Consider the following 16,784-nt stretch of genomic DNA (forward strand, 5'->3'; position numbering starts at 1 on the left):
CTATATTTTTATTTGTTACACTTTAAATATGGTACTTAAATGTAGTTAACGTGAAGTTATTTGTATTTAAAGTTAAACAAAGTTCGGTATTTCACTATTTTAATTTAAGACTGAAAAGAGTATTTCATAAATATTGAATAAGGGTAAAAACGACCTGTAATTTTCATTTTTATGACGAATTTATATTTTAAAAATGTCAGGATAATCTAGGGAAGTTGCTGATAAATCACTTAAAATTAAGAGTTCTAGCATATAACAGGATAGACCTGATATTGCTTGGAATTTAAAAATAATAAAGGTATCGTAGAATAAAACTACCTCTCACTTTAACTTAAATTGCAGGATATAATCGCGTTATGTCAGATTTTCGTGAACAAGCACTACATTACCATGCCCATCCCGTTCCAGGTAAAATCAGTATTGAGCTGACCAAGCCCGCTGAGACGGTTAAAGACCTCGCGCTCGCATATAGCCCAGGTGTTGCAGAACCTGTTCGTGAAATTGCCGCTGATCCAGCAAATGCTTATAAGTATACTGGTAAAGGAAATATGGTTGCGGTTATTACTAACGGCACCGCAATTTTAGGCTTAGGTAATTTAGGCCCTCTAGCCTCAAAACCAGTAATGGAAGGCAAAGCATTATTATTTAAACGTTTTGCAGGCCTAGATTCAATTGATATAGAAGTTAAGCACCGCACAACCGAAGACTTTATCAACACGGTTGCGAATATTGCAGATACGTTTGGTGGTATCAACCTAGAAGATATTAAAGCGCCAGAATGTTTTGAGATAGAAAAAGCACTTATAGAACGTTGCAGCATTCCTGTGTTTCATGATGATCAACATGGTACGGCAATTGTAACGGCTGCGGGTATGCTAAATGCGCTAGAAGTACAAGGTAAAGCAATTGAAGATGCGATTATCGTGTGTTTAGGTGCCGGCGCTGCAGCTGTTGCCTGTATGGAGCTTTTAATTAAGTGTGGCGCACTGCGTGAACATATTTATATGTTAGACCGTAAAGGTGTTATTCATACACGTCGTGATGACTTAAATGAATATAAGCAATTATTTGCAAACAACACGGATAAACGTACTTTACAGGACGTAATTGAAGATGCCGATGTGTTTGTTGGTGTATCAGGCCCTAATTTATTAGCCGCCGATGATTTGAAGTTAATGGCTGACCGCCCAGTTGTATTTGCATGTTCAAACCCCGATCCTGAAATTGATCCGCAATTAGCACATGCTGCACGCAACGATCTTATTATGGCGACTGGCCGCTCTGATTATCCGAACCAAGTTAACAACGTACTTTGTTTTCCATTTATTTTCCGCGGCGCACTAGATGTACGCGCAAGTGAAATAAACGATGAAATGAAAATAGCTGCTGTAGAGGCAATTCGCAGTATTGCTAAAGAGCCAGTTCCGGCTGAAGTATTGACTGCTGCAGGTATCGATAAATTAGAGTTTGGTGCTAAATATATTATACCAAAACCTATGGATCCGCGCTTACTGCCTCGTATCGCCAAAGCCGTTGCTCAAGCTGCAGTTGATTCGGGTGTGGCACAAATTGATATGCCAGAAAATTACATGGCGTAATTTTAAGTGTAAATTAACGCAAAAAAACCTCAGCATTTGCTGAGGTTTTTTTATAACACAGATAAAGAAATTTAGTCTTCATTTAAAATAGGCACTTCTAGTCCCATTTCTTGCATTATTTTCTTCACCTCTTCAGGTACTTTTTCTGCGTTGTCTTTACGTAGATCATCATCATTAGGTAGCGGTTGCCCTGTAAACGCATGCAAGAATGCTTCGCATAAAAGCTCACTATTTGTTGCATGGCGTAAGTTGTTTATTTGACGACGGGTACGCTCGTCGGTTAATACTTTTAATACATTTAGCGGGATCGAAACGGTGATCTTTTTTACTTGTTCGGATTTTTTCCCGTGTTCTGCGTATGGGTGAATATATTCACCATTCCATTTAGCCATAAGATGTATCGTTGCCTCAGATTATAAATTGCTCACACAGCATCAAAGCGTGTAAATATGCGTGAAATTCTATCGGTTTAAAAAAGATAGTCAAATACTAGTTATTTAGCTATCTAGACATTTAAATGTTTTGACATCTTAAACTGCATGCGCTACCTTTTAGACGTCTAAACATCCAAAATAGTAAAGGTGACGAAAATGAGTGAAAAAAATAAGGCAACAATTGCTGTTCGTACTGGAATAGAAGCCGATAAACAGCATGGTGCGGTTGTTCCACCGCTTTATTTATCAACCACTTACTCATTTGCTGACTTTGATACCAAGCGCCAATATGATTATGGCCGCAGTGGTAATCCTAATCGTGACATTTTGGCTGAGGCGCTCACTGAACTTGAAGGCGGGGCTAAAGGCATAATTACCGCAACGGGCATGGCGGCTGTTCACTTAACAACCCAATTATTAAATAGTGACGATACATTAGTGATCCCTCACGATTGCTATGGGGGCAGTTATCGTTTATTTACTTCACTGGAAAAACGCGGCTTATTAAAGCTAGAAGTGGTCGATTTCACTAAAAGCGAAAGCTTATCGCAAATTCTTGCTATTAAACCTAAGCTGATCTGGATTGAAACACCGAGTAATCCAATTTTACGATTAACTGATATTAAAGCAGTTACCGATATTGCTAAGCAGTGCGGTGCACTGGTTGCTGCCGATAACACATTTTTATCGCCGGCTTTGCAAAATCCGATTAAATTTGGTGCTGATATTGTGGTTCACTCAACTACTAAATATATCAATGGTCATTCAGATGTTGTTGGGGGGGCGGTTATTGCAGCAACCGCTGAGCTTGGTGAAGAACTGGCATGGTGGGCAAATAATATTGGCATTACTGGAGCGCCATTTGATAGCTATTTAACTCTCAGAGGTTTGCGCACGTTAAACGTGCGTTTGAGGCAACACCAAGAAAACGCACTCGCTATTGCACAGTATCTAGAAAACTCCCCGTTTGTTGCTCAGGTTTACTATCCAGGTCTTGAATCACATCCACAACATGCGCTTGCTAAGGCGCAGCAGTTTGGCTTTGGTGCAATGGTTAGTTTTGATATCAAAGGCGATATAAACGATGCTGCAGCGTTTTTAACGCGCTTAAATGAATTTAGTTTGGCGGAATCATTAGGCGGAGTTGAAAGTTTGATTTGTCACCCCGCAACCATGACCCATGCAGGCATGGAGGCGACTGCTCGTGCAGAAGCTGGGGTGGGTGATACGCTTATTCGTATTTCGGTGGGTATAGAAGATGCAAAAGACTTACTTGCTGATTTAGACAGGGTATTTAATTTGGTTCGCCCCGGGCAAGCAGATAATGCTTTAGCTGCAAAAAATGGTGCCAGTGAGTCATTTGGCTCAGCGAAACTAAACGCGGCGCATCCGGCGTTATGGTAGTGCCTACCAATTTTGAAAATATAAAACATGAAGTCGAGTTGGTATTAACATGGTAAATCAGGTTCATAAATTTGGTGGTTCGAGTTTAAGCTCAGCGGATCGCTTTAAAAGTGTCGCAAATATTATTTTAACTCATGCTCAAGCAGGGGATTGTGTGGTGGTATCTGCTGCGGGTAAAACCACCGATACCTTGGTTAAATTGTGGCAAAGCTTTCAACAGCAAGATACCCAAGCGATTGCTGACATTATTTTATTAATAAGTAATCATCAATCTTCGCTAATTGAACAATTGCTTATAGCCAATGCTAAGCATGAAGCACTCAATATACTTGCCACTGAGCTAAGCATTATTACTCAGCAGGCTAAGCAAAACATATTAACTGAAGCGTGGCTATTAGCTCATGGCGAATTATGGTCTGCAAGGCTATTAAGCGCTTACTTAGGGCAACTTAACGTTAGTGCTTGCGCTCTGGACGCTAGGCAGTTATTCATATTAGACGCAGGGCAGCTACAGCATGCTAATAATCAGCAGCAGTGCTTAAAAGCCATAGATACAAGCAAAATTAATGTCGTTACAGGGTTTATTGCGGCTAATTTACAATATGAAACCGTGACCTTAGGGCGAAATGGTAGTGATTACAGTGCTACTTTATTAGCACGATATTGCAATGCTAAAAAAGTGTCTATTTGGACTGACACTCAAGGTGTTTTTAGTACTGATCCGCGTAAGGTCGCTAATGCGATTAAGTATGCGCGGGTGTGCCGCGAACAAGCTAATTTATTGGCTAGACTAGGTAACCCCGTACTACATGCTAAAACATTATCGCCATTAAAAGGGACCGATATAGAGTTAATTGTTCGCAGTAGTTACGATCTTCAAGGCAGCCATACCGAAATAGTTAAATTAGGAATGAGTAAACAAAAGCGCTTTTTAACCACGATTAACAATGTGGATTTACTTACTGTTGATGACTTGAGTGAAGGCGAGGTAGCGCATGTTAGTCAGCTTATTCAGCATAGTTTGCATCACTTTGAACATGCGGGCGAAATTTACTTGGTAGTCCCTGCGTCGGCGACATATCAGGTGGTTAATTATTTTGCTGGCCGCGCCAACATTAGTGAGTCTAACTTAAATGGGGTTGCAATTATTGCATCAGAGCAAGATATAGCGACGCTCGGTGAGCAGAGTGCCGCTGTACTTCAAGCGCAATCAATCCATCCTAGGTTTACTCATTTTGATAAAGGTTATACGTTATTATTAACCGATCAGGTACTTGAGAGTGATGTGCTGAGCTTACTGCATGATAAATTGATCAATAAAGCGCAAGAAATAGCTTTAATTATTGCAGGGCTTGGTAATGTGGGTACCGAATTTATGCGCCAACTACCAGCACAACTAGCCCGTTTATCATCAGGTTTTAACGTTAAGTTAGTAGCATTACTGCGCTCAGAGCAGATGCTGGTTAATGCCAATGGGTTAGATTGTGAGAGCTGGCAACAGCAATGGGAAAACCATGCAAGCCCCTATCAGCAAGCTGATTTGTTGTCATACATTGATACGCTTGAGTATGAACATAAGGTAGTGATTGATATTACCGCCAGTGAATATTTTAGCCAGCTTTATAGCAAATTTGTGGAATTAAATTGTCACTTAATTAGTGCTAATAAATACGCAGGCACAGCTCCGCTGAGCTGGTATCAAGCATTACGTGAAGATTTGGCACAGCGCGGCTTACATTGGCGTTATAATGCCAGTGTGGGAGCCGGATTACCGATTAACTTTGCACTGGCCGATTTGCAAAACAGTGGCGATAAAATAACGCGTATAGAAGGCGTGTTTTCTGGCACGCTGTCATGGTTATGTAGTATGTATGATGGTAGCAAGGCATTTTCAGATTTAGTGCTTGAAGCACAAGCTTTGGGGTTCACCGAACCTGATCCGCGAGAAGATTTATCTGGCCGAGATATGCAACGCAAGTTGCTTATTTTGGCGCGTGAATTAGGTATTGAATTGGAACTTGGTGACATTTCTTTATCGGCATTGATGCCCGATGAGCTAAGTGCGGGCAGTTGGAATGACTTTGTTGATAACAAGGCTAGTTTAGATACGTTTATCAAGCAGCACTTCGAAGCGGCTTTGCAACAAAATGCTGCACTGTGTTATACCGGATTGCTAGAGTTTAAAAACAGCAAGCTAAACGCTAAGGTAGGAATTGCCTATGTACCAAAAAGCGAAGCGGTTGCTAATTTAACACCTGGCGATAATATTTTTGTGATTAATACTCAGTGGTATAACCAAAACGCATTAGTGATACAAGGCCCCGGTGCGGGTAAAGAAGTGACCGCAGCTGGCGTGCACTCTGACTTATACTGGTTGGTACAAAATATTAGTTAGACCATCAAAAAGGCCGCAAATTAGCGGCCTTTTTGATGTTCGCTATATTTAAAATAGCTCTTCTTCAGTTTTAGTGTTTTCTTCAAATATATCATTTGGTTGTGATAACACATACTTGGTGGGAGCGGTGCCTTTTTCAAAGTATTCAAAACGGCTGGTGTAATCGTTTTTATGACTTAATAGCCCCGTTTCTAAGTCAATACGAATAGAAACCAACCCTTCAGGCGGTTCGATAGGTGCCGCAGGTTTACCATCCAGTGCGACTCTCATAAAATCCACCCATGCAGGCTGAGCTGTTTTAGCACCTGATTCTGCGCCTGATATTTGCCCACTTCCTAAGTTATTGTTATAGGTTGAGCGTCCCAACGTATTACCAGGGTTATCAAAGCCAACCCAAACAGAGGTCATCACATCGCGATTAAAGCCGCTAAACCAAGTATCTACAGAGTCATTCGTGGTGCCTGTTTTACCTGACAGATCGCGACGTTTTAGCGCTTGTGCACGCCATCCTGTGCCACTCCAACCTGTTTTATGAGACCAGCTACCACCCCCCCAAATTGCGCTGTTCATAGCACTGGCAATTAAAAATGCATTTTGTTTAGATATAATCTGCGGCGCGCAATTTGGTGCTACTTGCTCACTTAGCATTAGCGAGCTAGGCGTTGTCGTTTCATTATCACAAATTACAGTCGGGTTAGTTTTAAATAAGGTGTTGCCCATAGCATCTTGAATTTCTGAAATAAAGTAAGGTTCGATTAAGTGGCCGCCATTGGCAAAAGTACTCATGCCACGAGCTAACTCTATTGGAGTGATAGATGCGCTACCTAAAGCCAGTGATTCACTGCGATTTATATCTTCATTTGCAAAGCCAAATTTAAGTAAATGATCGGCTGTACGTTGCAAGCCAACACCACGTAATAAACGTACCGAAATCACATTTTTTGATTGTGCTAAAGCACGGCGAATGCGAATAGGGCCATTATAAATGGCAGGGCTATTTTTAGGTCGCCATGCGACACCTTGGCTTTTATCCCATTGATTTATAGGAGCATCATTTAAAATTGACGCTAAGGTATAGCCTTTTTCAAGTGCAGCAGAGTATATAAATGGCTTAATATTAGAGCCAACTTGGCGTTTAGCTTGCACTGCACGGTTATATTGGCTTTGTTCAAAGCTGTAACCGCCTACAATGGCTTTTATACGCCCGTCTTGTGGGTCTAAAGACACAATGGCGCTTGCAGCTTCAGGGATTTGACTCAAAATATAGCTGTTGTCATCATTTTTACGCAGCCATATTTGCATGCCAGGCGTTAATATATCGCTTGCTGCTTCAGGAGCAAAGCTTTGGCGATAACGGGTGATAAACTTACGTGCCCACTTTAGATTATCCCAAGTCAATGTTGTGCGTTCGCCGCTTTTAAGTATTACTTCCGCGCTTTTGTCGGATACATTTAAAACTGCAGCGGCTTTTAGAGGGCCTAGTTCATTGGCCTCTTTTAAAATGTTTAATAACTTAGAATCAGAAGGTGTGGGCTCTGTTTGTGGATCCCATAAAATGGCTTCAGGACCTCTAAATCCATGGCGCATATCATAGGCATGTAAATTGTTAACCAAAGCCGTTTGTGCCGCCTGTTGAATATTTGACTCAACAGAAGTATATACTTTAAATCCAGAGTTATAGGCTTTATCTATACCGTAGCGCGATACCATTTCAGCACGTACCATTTCTGAAATATATGGCGCATATAAGTCAATTTCAGCCCCATGGAAATAGGCGGTAATTGGCTGGCTCGTAGCTTCGTTATACTGCGCTCTAGAAATATATTTTTCATCTAGCATTCGCCCTAACACTACATTTCTTCTGGCCTTGGCTCGCTTTGGATTACGAATAGGGTTAAGTGCTGAAGGCGCTTTGGGTAAACCGGCAATCATTGCCATTTGTGCAAGAGTAAGCTCTTTTAGCTCTTTACCATAATAAACCTGAGCAGCTGCACCAATACCAAAGGCTCGGTTTCCTAGCTCTATTTTATTCAGATAAAGTTCAAAGATTTCATCTTTTGAAAGTAAATTTTCGATATGGATGGCAATAAATATTTCTTTTACCTTACGAATGTAGGCTTTTTCTCGCGTTAAAAAGAAGTTACGAGCCAACTGCATCGTGATTGTACTAGCACCTTGCTTTTTTTCACCGGTAGAAATAAGTACCAGTGCTGAGCGTACAATACCAATTGGATCGATACCGATATGGTCATAAAAACGGTTATCTTCTGTTGCTAAAAAAGCTTGTAATAAAGGCTCAGGAATTTGGTCTATAGTTACAGGGATACGTCTTTTTTCACCAAATTGGTTGATTAAGAGTCCATCTTTGGTAAATACTTGCATAGGCGTTTGTAATTGAACGTTTTTTAAAACCTGTACGCTTGGAATATCGGATTTAACGTAGTAATAAAGGCTAAGCAATGTAATTAGTGCAAGTAATGCACAAATGATCAAAAATTGTAAAGTTCTTTTTAATAAAATCACTGATAATTCCCTAAACGGACTCCCAATTACAGGTTGAGACTGCTAGTATATATTGATTAAAAATTGAATAATATTTTTTAAGATATAAATTATAACTTGTTTATTATTAAAACAAAGGCAAAGTTTCAAACATGCTAAGTCAATTGATAAAAAAACCATCGCCTATGATGGTGGGTATTGATATAGGATCGCACTCTATCAAGGCCGTGCTTTTAAGTGAAACAGAAACTGGGCTTCGACTAGAGGCACTTGCAATTGAACCTATGCCAAAAGGCGCTATGAGCGAGCGTAACATTCAAGATATTGAAGCAATTGGCAATGTGATAACCAAGTTAAAACGAAAACTACCAAAGTCATTAAAGTCTGCTGCTGTTGCTGTCTCAGGGCAAACAGTGATTACCAAAGTCATTTTCATGGATGTTTCCTTAAGCGACGCTGAATTAGAGTCACAGATTGAGATTGAAGCCGATAGCTTGATTCCTTATCCATTAGATGAAGTCAGTTTAGATTTTGAAAAACTCTCTACTAACAGTGCCGATCCGAGCAAAATTAATGTTCTACTTTCTGCAGCGAGAACGGAAAGTGTGGAAGCGAGAGTAGGCGCACTTAGTGCTGCAAATTTAACAGCCAAAGTAGTGGATGTTGAAAGTTATGCATTAAGTCGGGCTATGGATGTTTACTATCAACAGCTCCCATCTGATGCGTTTGATAAGACCGTTGCAGTAGTTGATATAGGTGCAGTGCTTACCTTGGTCAGTGTAGTGCAATCTGGTGAAACAATTTATACCCGCGACCAAGTATTTGGTGGTGACCAATACACAAATAGTATTGTTGCTTACTACAATAAAGGCTTTGATGAGGCTGAAATTGGTAAAACAACGGGTGATTTACCTCCTAATTATACATTTGAAGTGTTAGCGCCTTTTCAAACCTCGCTATTGCAGCAAGTTCGTCGTGCTGTACAAATGTTTTTAACCACAACGGGTAAAGAGCAGTTGGACTATATCGTACTGACTGGCGGTTCTGCCATGATTAAAGGTATTGATAGGTTATTAATTGAAGAGTTAGGGATACATACGGTTGTTGTTGAACCATTTGATAAAATGGAAATATCACCTAGAGTAGATCGTAATATAATACAGCGCCACCGCACTCAGTTTGCAATTGCGACCGGCCTGGCGTTGAGGAGTTTTTCATCATGCCACATATAAATTTACTACCTTGGCGTGAATTACAGCGTGAGCAGTCTAAAAAGAAATTTATTACATTGCTGATGGCCGTGGTTATAGCTTGCTTTGTAACTATGTATGCGCTGAGTACATTCTATAGCGGTCTAAAAGAAGGACAAATGCTAAAAAATAACTATCTCAGCTCAGAAATTACAATGCTTGATCAAAAAATTCGCGATATACGTGATTTAGACAAAAAAAAAGAAAACCTACAACAACGTATGCGTTTAATTGAAGAACTACAAAGCAGCCGAAATTTAGGCACGCAAATAATGGATGAAGTGGCAAAAATAGTGCCTGCCGGGGTTTACTTAACCAAGCTTGAGCGTAAAGGTAGTCAAATTCATGTATTAGGTAAAAGTGAGTCTAATAATCGTTTATCCACTATGCTTCGACAGGTACAAAGTTCTTATTTATTAGAGCGCCCGACAATGCAAGGTATTGTTGCAGGTGAGCAGTCTTCTCGTTTACTCAGCGATTTTAATATGGAGTTCTACGTAAAACCATTTGGCAGAATAGGTGAGGTACGTAATGAACCTTGATTTTAAGTCGTTTTCAGAAATAGATTGGAATGAAATTGAGCTTGATAATATAGGCGAGTGGCCAGTTATTGTAAAAGCAATATGCTGCTCTTTTGTTGCTTGTCTCGTATTGTTTTTTAGCTACAGCTTATTAGTGTCAGATGAGATAGAAAGCTACCATAACGCGGTTGCCAAAGAGATAGAATTACGCACAACTTATCGAACTAAATATGCAGTTGCCAGTAAGCTCGATATCTATCGTGAACAAATGGTTGAGATGGAAGATAAGTTTTCTCAGCTATTAAAACGTCTACCTACCTCAAATGAGACGCCAGGATTATTAGATGACCTTTCCTATGTGGGGACAACCAGCGGCTTAACATTTTTAAAAATTGGTTGGCTACCAGAAGTTGAAAAAGAGTTCTATACCGAACTACCCATTAAAATTGAAGTGGTAGGCACTTATCATGAGTTTGGTGAATTTGTAGGAAAAGTGGCTCAATTGCCAAGAATAGTAAGTTTACACGACTTTTCTATTTTATCATCTGGCGAAAAGCAGCTAACATTTAGTGTAGTAGCAAAAACTTATCGTTATGAAGAGGGAGTAAGATGATGAAGCAACTTCCCTTTTTAACTGTCGCAATATTGTTGCTCAGTGGCTGTAATGAAGATACATCTGAGCAAAAAGAATTTATTGATCAGGTTAAGGCAAACACTACTGCACGTGTAGAAAAAATACCTGAGTTAGTTAAATTTGAGCACTTTGAATATAACGCCAAAGATATACGTAGCCCTTTTGTAGCACCAGAACCAGAAATTATACAAAATAAGCTAACACAAGTTAAAAACTGTCTTCACCCAGACCCAGAACGTGTTCGTCAACCTCTGGAGAAGTACCCATTAGATAATTTATCAATGAAGGGCACAATAGGATCGAACGGCAAGACATGGGCGCTCATTACAGCTGCTGATAACACCTTACACCGAGTATCCATAGGGAGCTATTTAGGTACCTATGATGGAAAAGTAAGCAGTGTTAATAGTGACTATATTGAATTAGTAGAATTAATCCCTGATGGGTCAGGTTGTTGGAAAGAACGTTTGACCAAATTAGAAATGTTAGAGGCGGCAACTAATGGCGCAAATTAATAAGAAAAATGGTATTCCCTATATGCACAAAGCTGAGTGTTCGCATCACCGTATTTTAACGACATTGCTATTTGTATTTTTATTACTAATTACGAAAACAGTCAGTGCAGCCCCTTTACTCTATGATGTTCGATATAATCCATTACTTAAAGGTGAAACCGAATTACAGCTAGTATTTGATGAAGAGTTACAGCAACAACCTGAGGTACAAGTTTTTAATAGTCCGGCACGTATAGAGTTATTATTTAATGCTGTTGAACTAGATGAAGGGTTGGCAAATATTGCTATTAACCAAGCAGGAATAAGTAACATCAGCAGCATGATGACCAGCGCGGGTTTAAAGGTAACCATTAATTTGGAGCGATTAAAAATATATGAGACTGAGGTAAACAACAATTTAGTTTCAATAAGAATATCTGATAATCCTCTAACAGAGCAAATGGTAACAACAAGTGAAGATACACCTGCCTATACCTCTAATTATATTAATGGCATTCAAGCAATTGATTTTCGCCGCGGTGAAAAAGGTGAAGCAAAAGTACTTGTTTACCTGCAAGATACACAGGCTGCTATTGAGGTTCATGAAAGTGGCGGGAAAATCATTGCAGAGTTTCATCATACCGATATTTTAGATGACTTATTATATGAATTAGACGTACTCGACTTTGGTACTGTAGTGAGCAGTATAGAAACGTTTAAGGAAGATAATCTGACACGCATTGTAATTGAACCTAATAAAGCTTTTGCTTACACGTATCAGCAAATCGAAAATATTTTTACCTTAACGGTTGAGAAAGACGAGACTCAAAATGGATTTTTAGATGGAGGCAAAGAATACTTAGGCCGCCCTATGACGCTTAATTTTCAGGATATCTCTGTTCGCGCTGTGTTACAGATTATTGCGGGCTACAATGATTTTAACTTGGTAACAAGTGACTCAGTAACTGGCAATATTACCCTTCGCTTAGATGGGGTCCCTTGGGATCAGGCGTTAGACGTCGTGCTAAGAATAAAAGGCTTAGACAAACGTATGGATGGTTCTATATTAATGGTGGCGCCATCTGAAGAGCTTGCTGCCCGTGAAGCAAAAGAGTTAAAAGCGAAGCAACAAGTTGAAGATTTAGAGCCACTATATAGTGAATACATCCGTTTAAATTACGCCAAAGCAGAAGATTTTGCCGACTTATTAAAAACAGATACCAATAGTATTATTACAGCGAGAGGCAGTGTGTCTGTTGATCAACGTACTAATACGCTATTAATGAAAGACACAGCAAAAAGCATTGAAAGTGTTCGCCGCATGGTCGAAACCTTAGATATACCGGTCAAACAAGTGGTTATTGAAGCGCGTATGGTAACCGTTCGTGATAATGTAACCGAAGACTTAGGCGTTCGTTGGGGCTTCAGTGATCAACAAGGCTCTGATGGTGTTTCTGGTACATTAGAAGGCGCTGAAACGATTTCTAATGGAAATATTCCTAGCCTTTCAGATCGACTCAACGTTAATTTACCTGTCGCAAATCCATCGGCAAGTATTGGTATGCATATAGCTAAACTAGCTAATGGAACGTTAATTGATTTAGAATTAACTGCGCTCGAAGAAGAAAATAAGGGTGAAATCATTGCTAGTCCGCGTATCACCGCTGCTAACCAGCAAAAAGCGCGTATTGAGCAAGGTACTGAGATCCCATATGTTGAATCTGCTTCAAGTGGCGCAACAACTGTAAGCTTTAAAAAGGCAGTGTTGAGCCTAGAGGTAACACCTCACATCACACCAGACAACAAAGTTATTTTAAACTTAATAATTACTCAAGATACTCGTGGTGATACTGTTCAAACAGGAACTGGTCCTGCTGTTGCTATTGATACGCAACAAATTGAGACTCAAGTTCTCGTTGAGAATGGACAAACGGTAGTGTTGGGTGGTATTTTCCAACAGCAAATTATTAATTCGACCAAAAAAGTACCTTTATTGGGCGACCTTCCTTACGTAGGAAGACTATTTAAAAGCACAAGCGAGTTTAATGAAAAGCGCGAACTGCTGATTTTTGTCACACCTAAAATTCAAATAGACTAATTACCTAACCTGAGTGCTGCTTGAGACAGATTGACTCTTCAGGGCTTTGGTTACTCAAACTATCTAGGCTGAACGACAAACTAGATGGAATTGGTATTTAGTTATGTTGGTGTGAACACTCCCTGTAAATGTACAATTAGGCAGTATATAATTTTATATTGTGTACTGTACTGCGGATGCATTTTAAGTCTACGTTTATGTTGTTTGTGACTGAGTTTTTTGTGAAATTACTATACAAAAGCACTTACTAAGTAACACGTAGTAACCTTTAATTGCATAAATTTTAACCCTAGAAGATAAACTTGCCTATAATAAGGTGCTTTTTTGTTAACCAATGGGTAATTATTTAGTTTAATTGCTCGTTATATGGCTTTTTATCCTAATTGACTTGAAATACCCGACCGATTACTGAGATAATCCCTTTCTTAATTTTGGGGCCAGGTCGTTAGGCGGGGTTTTATTTCAAATTTTAGAGTTCGTTTGTACTAAAAGATATGGCTGAGAAACGTAATATATTTCTAGTTGGCCCCATGGGGGCTGGCAAAAGCACGATTGGTCGTCACATCGCTGACCAATTACACCTTGAATTTGTTGATTCTGATCAAGAAATCGAACGTCGCACGGGCGCAGATATTGCCTGGGTATTCGATCTTGAAGGTGAAGAAGGCTTTAGACTTCGTGAAGAATCTGTTATTGGTGACTTAACCGAGATGCAAGGTATTGTTCTTGCTACTGGTGGTGGCTCAGTAATGAGTAAAGAAGTTCGAAACAAGCTTTCGGCTCGCGGTATTGTTGTATACCTAGAGACACCGATTGAAAAGCAAGTTGCACGTACGCAACGCGACAAGCGTCGCCCATTACTGCAAACAGAAGAAGCACCTCGTGATGTACTTGAGCGCTTAGCAGAAGAGCGTGAACCATTATATAAAGAAGTAGCTGATTTTGTTGTACGCACTGATGAGCAGAGCGCGAAAGTTGTTGCTAACCAAATAATCGAGAAATTGGATTTTTAAAAGCCAGTATTAAAAAGGACTAACCCAGCATGCTTGAATTAACTGTTAATTTAGACGAGCGAAGTTATCCTATTTATATTGGTCAATCTGCACTTCAAGATACAGGCCGTCTAATCCATCATATTGGTGATTGTCGGCCTATCATCATTACTAATGACACTATTGCACCGCTCTATCTTCAGCAGTTGCTTGACTCATTAGCACAGCTAAACCCACTTCATTTTATTATTCCAGATGGCGAGCAATATAAATCGCTTACCTGGTTTGAAAAAATATCAGCATTCTTACTTGAAAATAATTGCGGTCGTGACACCTGCTTAATTGCATTAGGTGGTGGCGTAGTTGGTGACTTAACTGGTTTTGTTGCTGCCTGTTATCAGCGCGGTGTGCCTTTTATCCAAATTCCTACCACGTTATTATCTCAAGTCGATTCTTCAGTTGGTGGCAAAACAGCAGTAAATCACCCGTTAGGTAAAAATATGATAGGGGCTTTTTATCAACCCCAGGCTGTGTTTATAGATACGCGTTCTCTACATACTTTACCTACCCGAGAGTTTGCTGCAGGCATGGCTGAAGTTATTAAATATGGCCTAATTTACGACACTGAGTTGTTTGCTTTTTTAGAGCGAAATATCGCTCAATTACAACAGTTAGATGAAGCCTGTTTACAGCATATTATTTTTAGATGCTGTGAAATTAAAGCGCTTATCGTTGCACAAGATGAGAAAGAGCAAGGCCTGCGTGCGCTGTTAAATTTAGGGCACACGTTTGCCCATGCTATAGAAGCGCAAATGGGCTACGGCGTGTGGTTACATGGTGAAGCTGTGGCAACAGGTATGGTGCTTGCTGCCAAGCTTGCTCATACTCGTAACGACTTAACACAGCAAGATGTAGAGCGTATTACCACATTAATAGCAGCGTATAATTTACCAATCGAAATCCCTAGCGATATGACTAGTGAGCAATTTTTACTGCATATGCGCAAAGATAAAAAGAATAAAAAAGGGACTATCCGATTTATTTTACCCACCAAATTTGGTCAGTGTGCATTAGTTGATGATGTATCTGATGATCAAGTTAGAGCGTTGATCGAGCAATAAATGCAGTCACAAATTTTACCAAGCCGTGCGGCTTTGGTGGATAGAATCGCATTACAATTTGAATATTGTCAAAACCTAATTGTTTTATTGGGTACTTCTGGTCTAGGTAAAAGCTATTTGCTTGAAACCTTCATTACTGATAAATATAACGATTTTAATAAAGCATTTGTGCAAGTAAGCGCACAGATGACTGATGTGCAGTTAATGACTCAGTTATTAGAGCAAAGTTTTAATGCCCCTTTAATTGATCACAACCTAAGCTTATCGCAAAACTATTATCAATTAGCGCAACAGCAACAATGTGGGGCGTGTTTGTGGGTTATTGATGGCGGCAGACACTTATCTGAAGAGCTAATCGCGGAGCTTGAGCTACTATCAAAAAATGCACCTAATGTACTTTATATTATGATTGCATCGCAGTCTAAACTACCCTTTAAAGATGCAGTAAATATACATTTAGAGCCATTAAATACAGTTGAAAGTAAGCAGCTTATGGGGTGGTATTTTACGAGCTTACCTTATGATGAAGATCCTGTCTTTCAAACCTTTTTAGTTGAAGCTCAAGGTAACCCGAGTCTGTTGTTAGCCTGGCAGCCAAGCGAGCAGGTTGCTGATATTGTCGTTAAAGATAAGGTGTCTTGGCGCTTACAGCTGGTCACATTATTATTGATAATTATGCTGTTGATTATTGGTCTTGTATACAAAGCCGATATGACCCAGTGGTGGGAAAATGCTAATCGTCAAATTGATGAGCAAGTGCTATCAACCGCTATTACAACTGAGCAAGCTATTAAAAATAAACCACAGCAACTTATACCACCTGTAAGTAGTGAGCCGTCAGCGGCTGTTATTCAAAAGCCCACTCAAGACACCACCAATAATAATGTTCCAGCGATTGTCGAGAGCTTAACGGAATCAACGATTGTTGTTGAGCAGGAAAAGCCGGAATTAAAACCCGTTGAAGAAAAACCGATTACTAAACCTGCACAAACAAAGTCGCAAAACCAAATAGTAAAAATACCCAGTAATTGGTACTTACAACAACCTGAGGATAATTTTGTTATTCAGCTCTTAGCCGTAACTCAGCAGCAGGTAGGTAATGAGTTTATTGCTAAACATAAGCTAAAAAGTATTACTAATACATACCAAACTAAACGAAATGGTAAAATATGGTGGGTAGTAACTACAGGTAGCTTTGCTAACTTAAATGAGGCGAAGCAAGCACTGCAAGGGCTTCCTGCAGGGGTTAGAAAAAATAAACCTTTCTATAAAAAAATTAGTAAAATAAAACAAGAAATTGCACGAGTTGATCAGTAAACTCAGTAACTTTAGTGTAAAATC

General features: G+C 39.7%; 13 protein-coding genes. 11 read left to right on the forward strand and 2 right to left on the reverse strand.

The genetic code is table 11. The annotated features are described in order from the left end of the window. Positions 1-356 precede the first annotated feature (356 nt). Positions 357-1,598, forward strand: a complete 1,242-nt coding sequence (locus tag QL989_RS10805; RefSeq protein WP_008465773.1) for a malic enzyme-like NAD(P)-binding protein — start codon at positions 357-359, stop codon at positions 1,596-1,598. A gap of 71 nt (positions 1,599-1,669) precedes the next feature. Here the strand turns inward: QL989_RS10805 and metJ are convergent, their stop codons facing one another. Next, entirely contained in the window at positions 1,670-1,990 is a 321-nt protein-coding gene (gene metJ, locus QL989_RS10810) for a met regulon transcriptional regulator MetJ (RefSeq protein ID WP_008115021.1), read from the reverse strand. A gap of 198 nt (positions 1,991-2,188) precedes the next feature. Here metJ and metB point away from each other — a divergent pair, with 198 nt between their 5' ends. Both metB and metL read left to right on the forward strand, forming a co-directional pair. Then, positions 2,189-3,436, forward strand: a complete 1,248-nt coding sequence (metB, locus tag QL989_RS10815) for a cystathionine gamma-synthase (protein WP_054202547.1) — start codon at positions 2,189-2,191, stop codon at positions 3,434-3,436. A 49-nt stretch (positions 3,437-3,485) separates the two neighbouring features. Next, positions 3,486-5,831 (forward strand): bifunctional aspartate kinase/homoserine dehydrogenase II, encoded by a 2,346-nt coding sequence (metL, locus tag QL989_RS10820; RefSeq protein WP_290170449.1) that lies wholly within the window; start codon positions 3,486-3,488, stop codon positions 5,829-5,831. Positions 5,832-5,879: 48 nt separating this feature from the next. On the opposite strand, the gene QL989_RS10825 is transcribed toward metL, so the two are convergent. Next, positions 5,880-8,354 (reverse strand): penicillin-binding protein 1A, encoded by a 2,475-nt coding sequence (locus tag QL989_RS10825; protein WP_055012263.1) that lies wholly within the window; start codon positions 8,352-8,354, stop codon positions 5,880-5,882. Positions 8,355-8,485: 131 nt separating this feature from the next. Here QL989_RS10825 and QL989_RS10830 point away from each other — a divergent pair, with 131 nt between their 5' ends. From QL989_RS10830 to QL989_RS10865, 8 genes are all read left to right on the forward strand, one after another. Then, entirely contained in the window at positions 8,486-9,565 is a 1,080-nt protein-coding gene (locus QL989_RS10830) for a pilus assembly protein PilM (RefSeq protein WP_010390429.1), read from the forward strand. Then, complete coding sequence (locus QL989_RS10835; protein WP_054202545.1) at positions 9,553-10,125, forward strand: PilN domain-containing protein; 573 nt, start codon at positions 9,553-9,555, stop codon at positions 10,123-10,125. Before QL989_RS10830 ends, QL989_RS10835 begins: the two co-directional genes overlap by 13 nt. Continuing rightward, positions 10,115-10,717: a type 4a pilus biogenesis protein PilO gene (locus tag QL989_RS10840; protein ID WP_010390431.1), complete on the forward strand. Its 603-nt coding sequence runs from the start codon at positions 10,115-10,117 to the stop codon at positions 10,715-10,717. The genes QL989_RS10835 and QL989_RS10840 overlap by 11 nt, the downstream gene beginning before the upstream one ends. Further along, complete coding sequence (locus tag QL989_RS10845; RefSeq protein ID WP_010390432.1) at positions 10,717-11,253, forward strand: pilus assembly protein PilP; 537 nt, start codon at positions 10,717-10,719, stop codon at positions 11,251-11,253. Before QL989_RS10840 ends, QL989_RS10845 begins: the two co-directional genes overlap by 1 nt. Further along, positions 11,240-13,330, forward strand: coding sequence for a type IV pilus secretin PilQ family protein (locus QL989_RS10850; RefSeq protein ID WP_010390433.1), 2,091 nt, complete (start codon positions 11,240-11,242; stop codon positions 13,328-13,330). Before QL989_RS10845 ends, QL989_RS10850 begins: the two co-directional genes overlap by 14 nt. A 494-nt stretch (positions 13,331-13,824) precedes the next feature. Next, positions 13,825-14,343, forward strand: coding sequence for a shikimate kinase AroK (aroK, locus tag QL989_RS10855; RefSeq protein ID WP_008466255.1), 519 nt, complete (start codon positions 13,825-13,827; stop codon positions 14,341-14,343). A 29-nt stretch (positions 14,344-14,372) separates the two neighbouring features. Continuing rightward, complete coding sequence (gene aroB, locus QL989_RS10860) at positions 14,373-15,443, forward strand: 3-dehydroquinate synthase (protein ID WP_075170537.1); 1,071 nt, start codon at positions 14,373-14,375, stop codon at positions 15,441-15,443. Continuing rightward, entirely contained in the window at positions 15,444-16,760 is a 1,317-nt protein-coding gene (locus tag QL989_RS10865; RefSeq protein WP_290170454.1) for an AAA family ATPase, read from the forward strand. Positions 16,761-16,784 lie beyond the last annotated feature (24 nt).

The organism is Pseudoalteromonas sp. APC 3224, assembly GCF_030407535.1.
Classification (GTDB): Bacteria; Pseudomonadota; Gammaproteobacteria; order Enterobacterales; family Alteromonadaceae; genus Pseudoalteromonas.

Coding starts and splice junctions, on each gene's coding strand:
- QL989_RS10805 (WP_008465773.1), top strand. CDS start 357: ATGTCAGATTTTCGTGAACAAGCACTACATTACCATGCCCATCCCGTT.
- metJ (WP_008115021.1), bottom strand. CDS start 1,990: ATGGCTAAATGGAATGGTGAATATATTCACCCATACGCAGAACACGGG.
- metB (WP_054202547.1), top strand. CDS start 2,189: ATGAGTGAAAAAAATAAGGCAACAATTGCTGTTCGTACTGGAATAGAA.
- metL (WP_290170449.1), top strand. CDS start 3,486: ATGGTAAATCAGGTTCATAAATTTGGTGGTTCGAGTTTAAGCTCAGCG.
- QL989_RS10830 (WP_010390429.1), top strand. CDS start 8,486: ATGCTAAGTCAATTGATAAAAAAACCATCGCCTATGATGGTGGGTATT.
- QL989_RS10835 (WP_054202545.1), top strand. CDS start 9,553: ATGCCACATATAAATTTACTACCTTGGCGTGAATTACAGCGTGAGCAG.
- QL989_RS10840 (WP_010390431.1), top strand. CDS start 10,115: ATGAACCTTGATTTTAAGTCGTTTTCAGAAATAGATTGGAATGAAATT.
- QL989_RS10845 (WP_010390432.1), top strand. CDS start 10,717: ATGAAGCAACTTCCCTTTTTAACTGTCGCAATATTGTTGCTCAGTGGC.
- QL989_RS10850 (WP_010390433.1), top strand. CDS start 11,240: ATGGCGCAAATTAATAAGAAAAATGGTATTCCCTATATGCACAAAGCT.
- aroK (WP_008466255.1), top strand. CDS start 13,825: ATGGCTGAGAAACGTAATATATTTCTAGTTGGCCCCATGGGGGCTGGC.
- aroB (WP_075170537.1), top strand. CDS start 14,373: ATGCTTGAATTAACTGTTAATTTAGACGAGCGAAGTTATCCTATTTAT.
- QL989_RS10865 (WP_290170454.1), top strand. CDS start 15,444: ATGCAGTCACAAATTTTACCAAGCCGTGCGGCTTTGGTGGATAGAATC.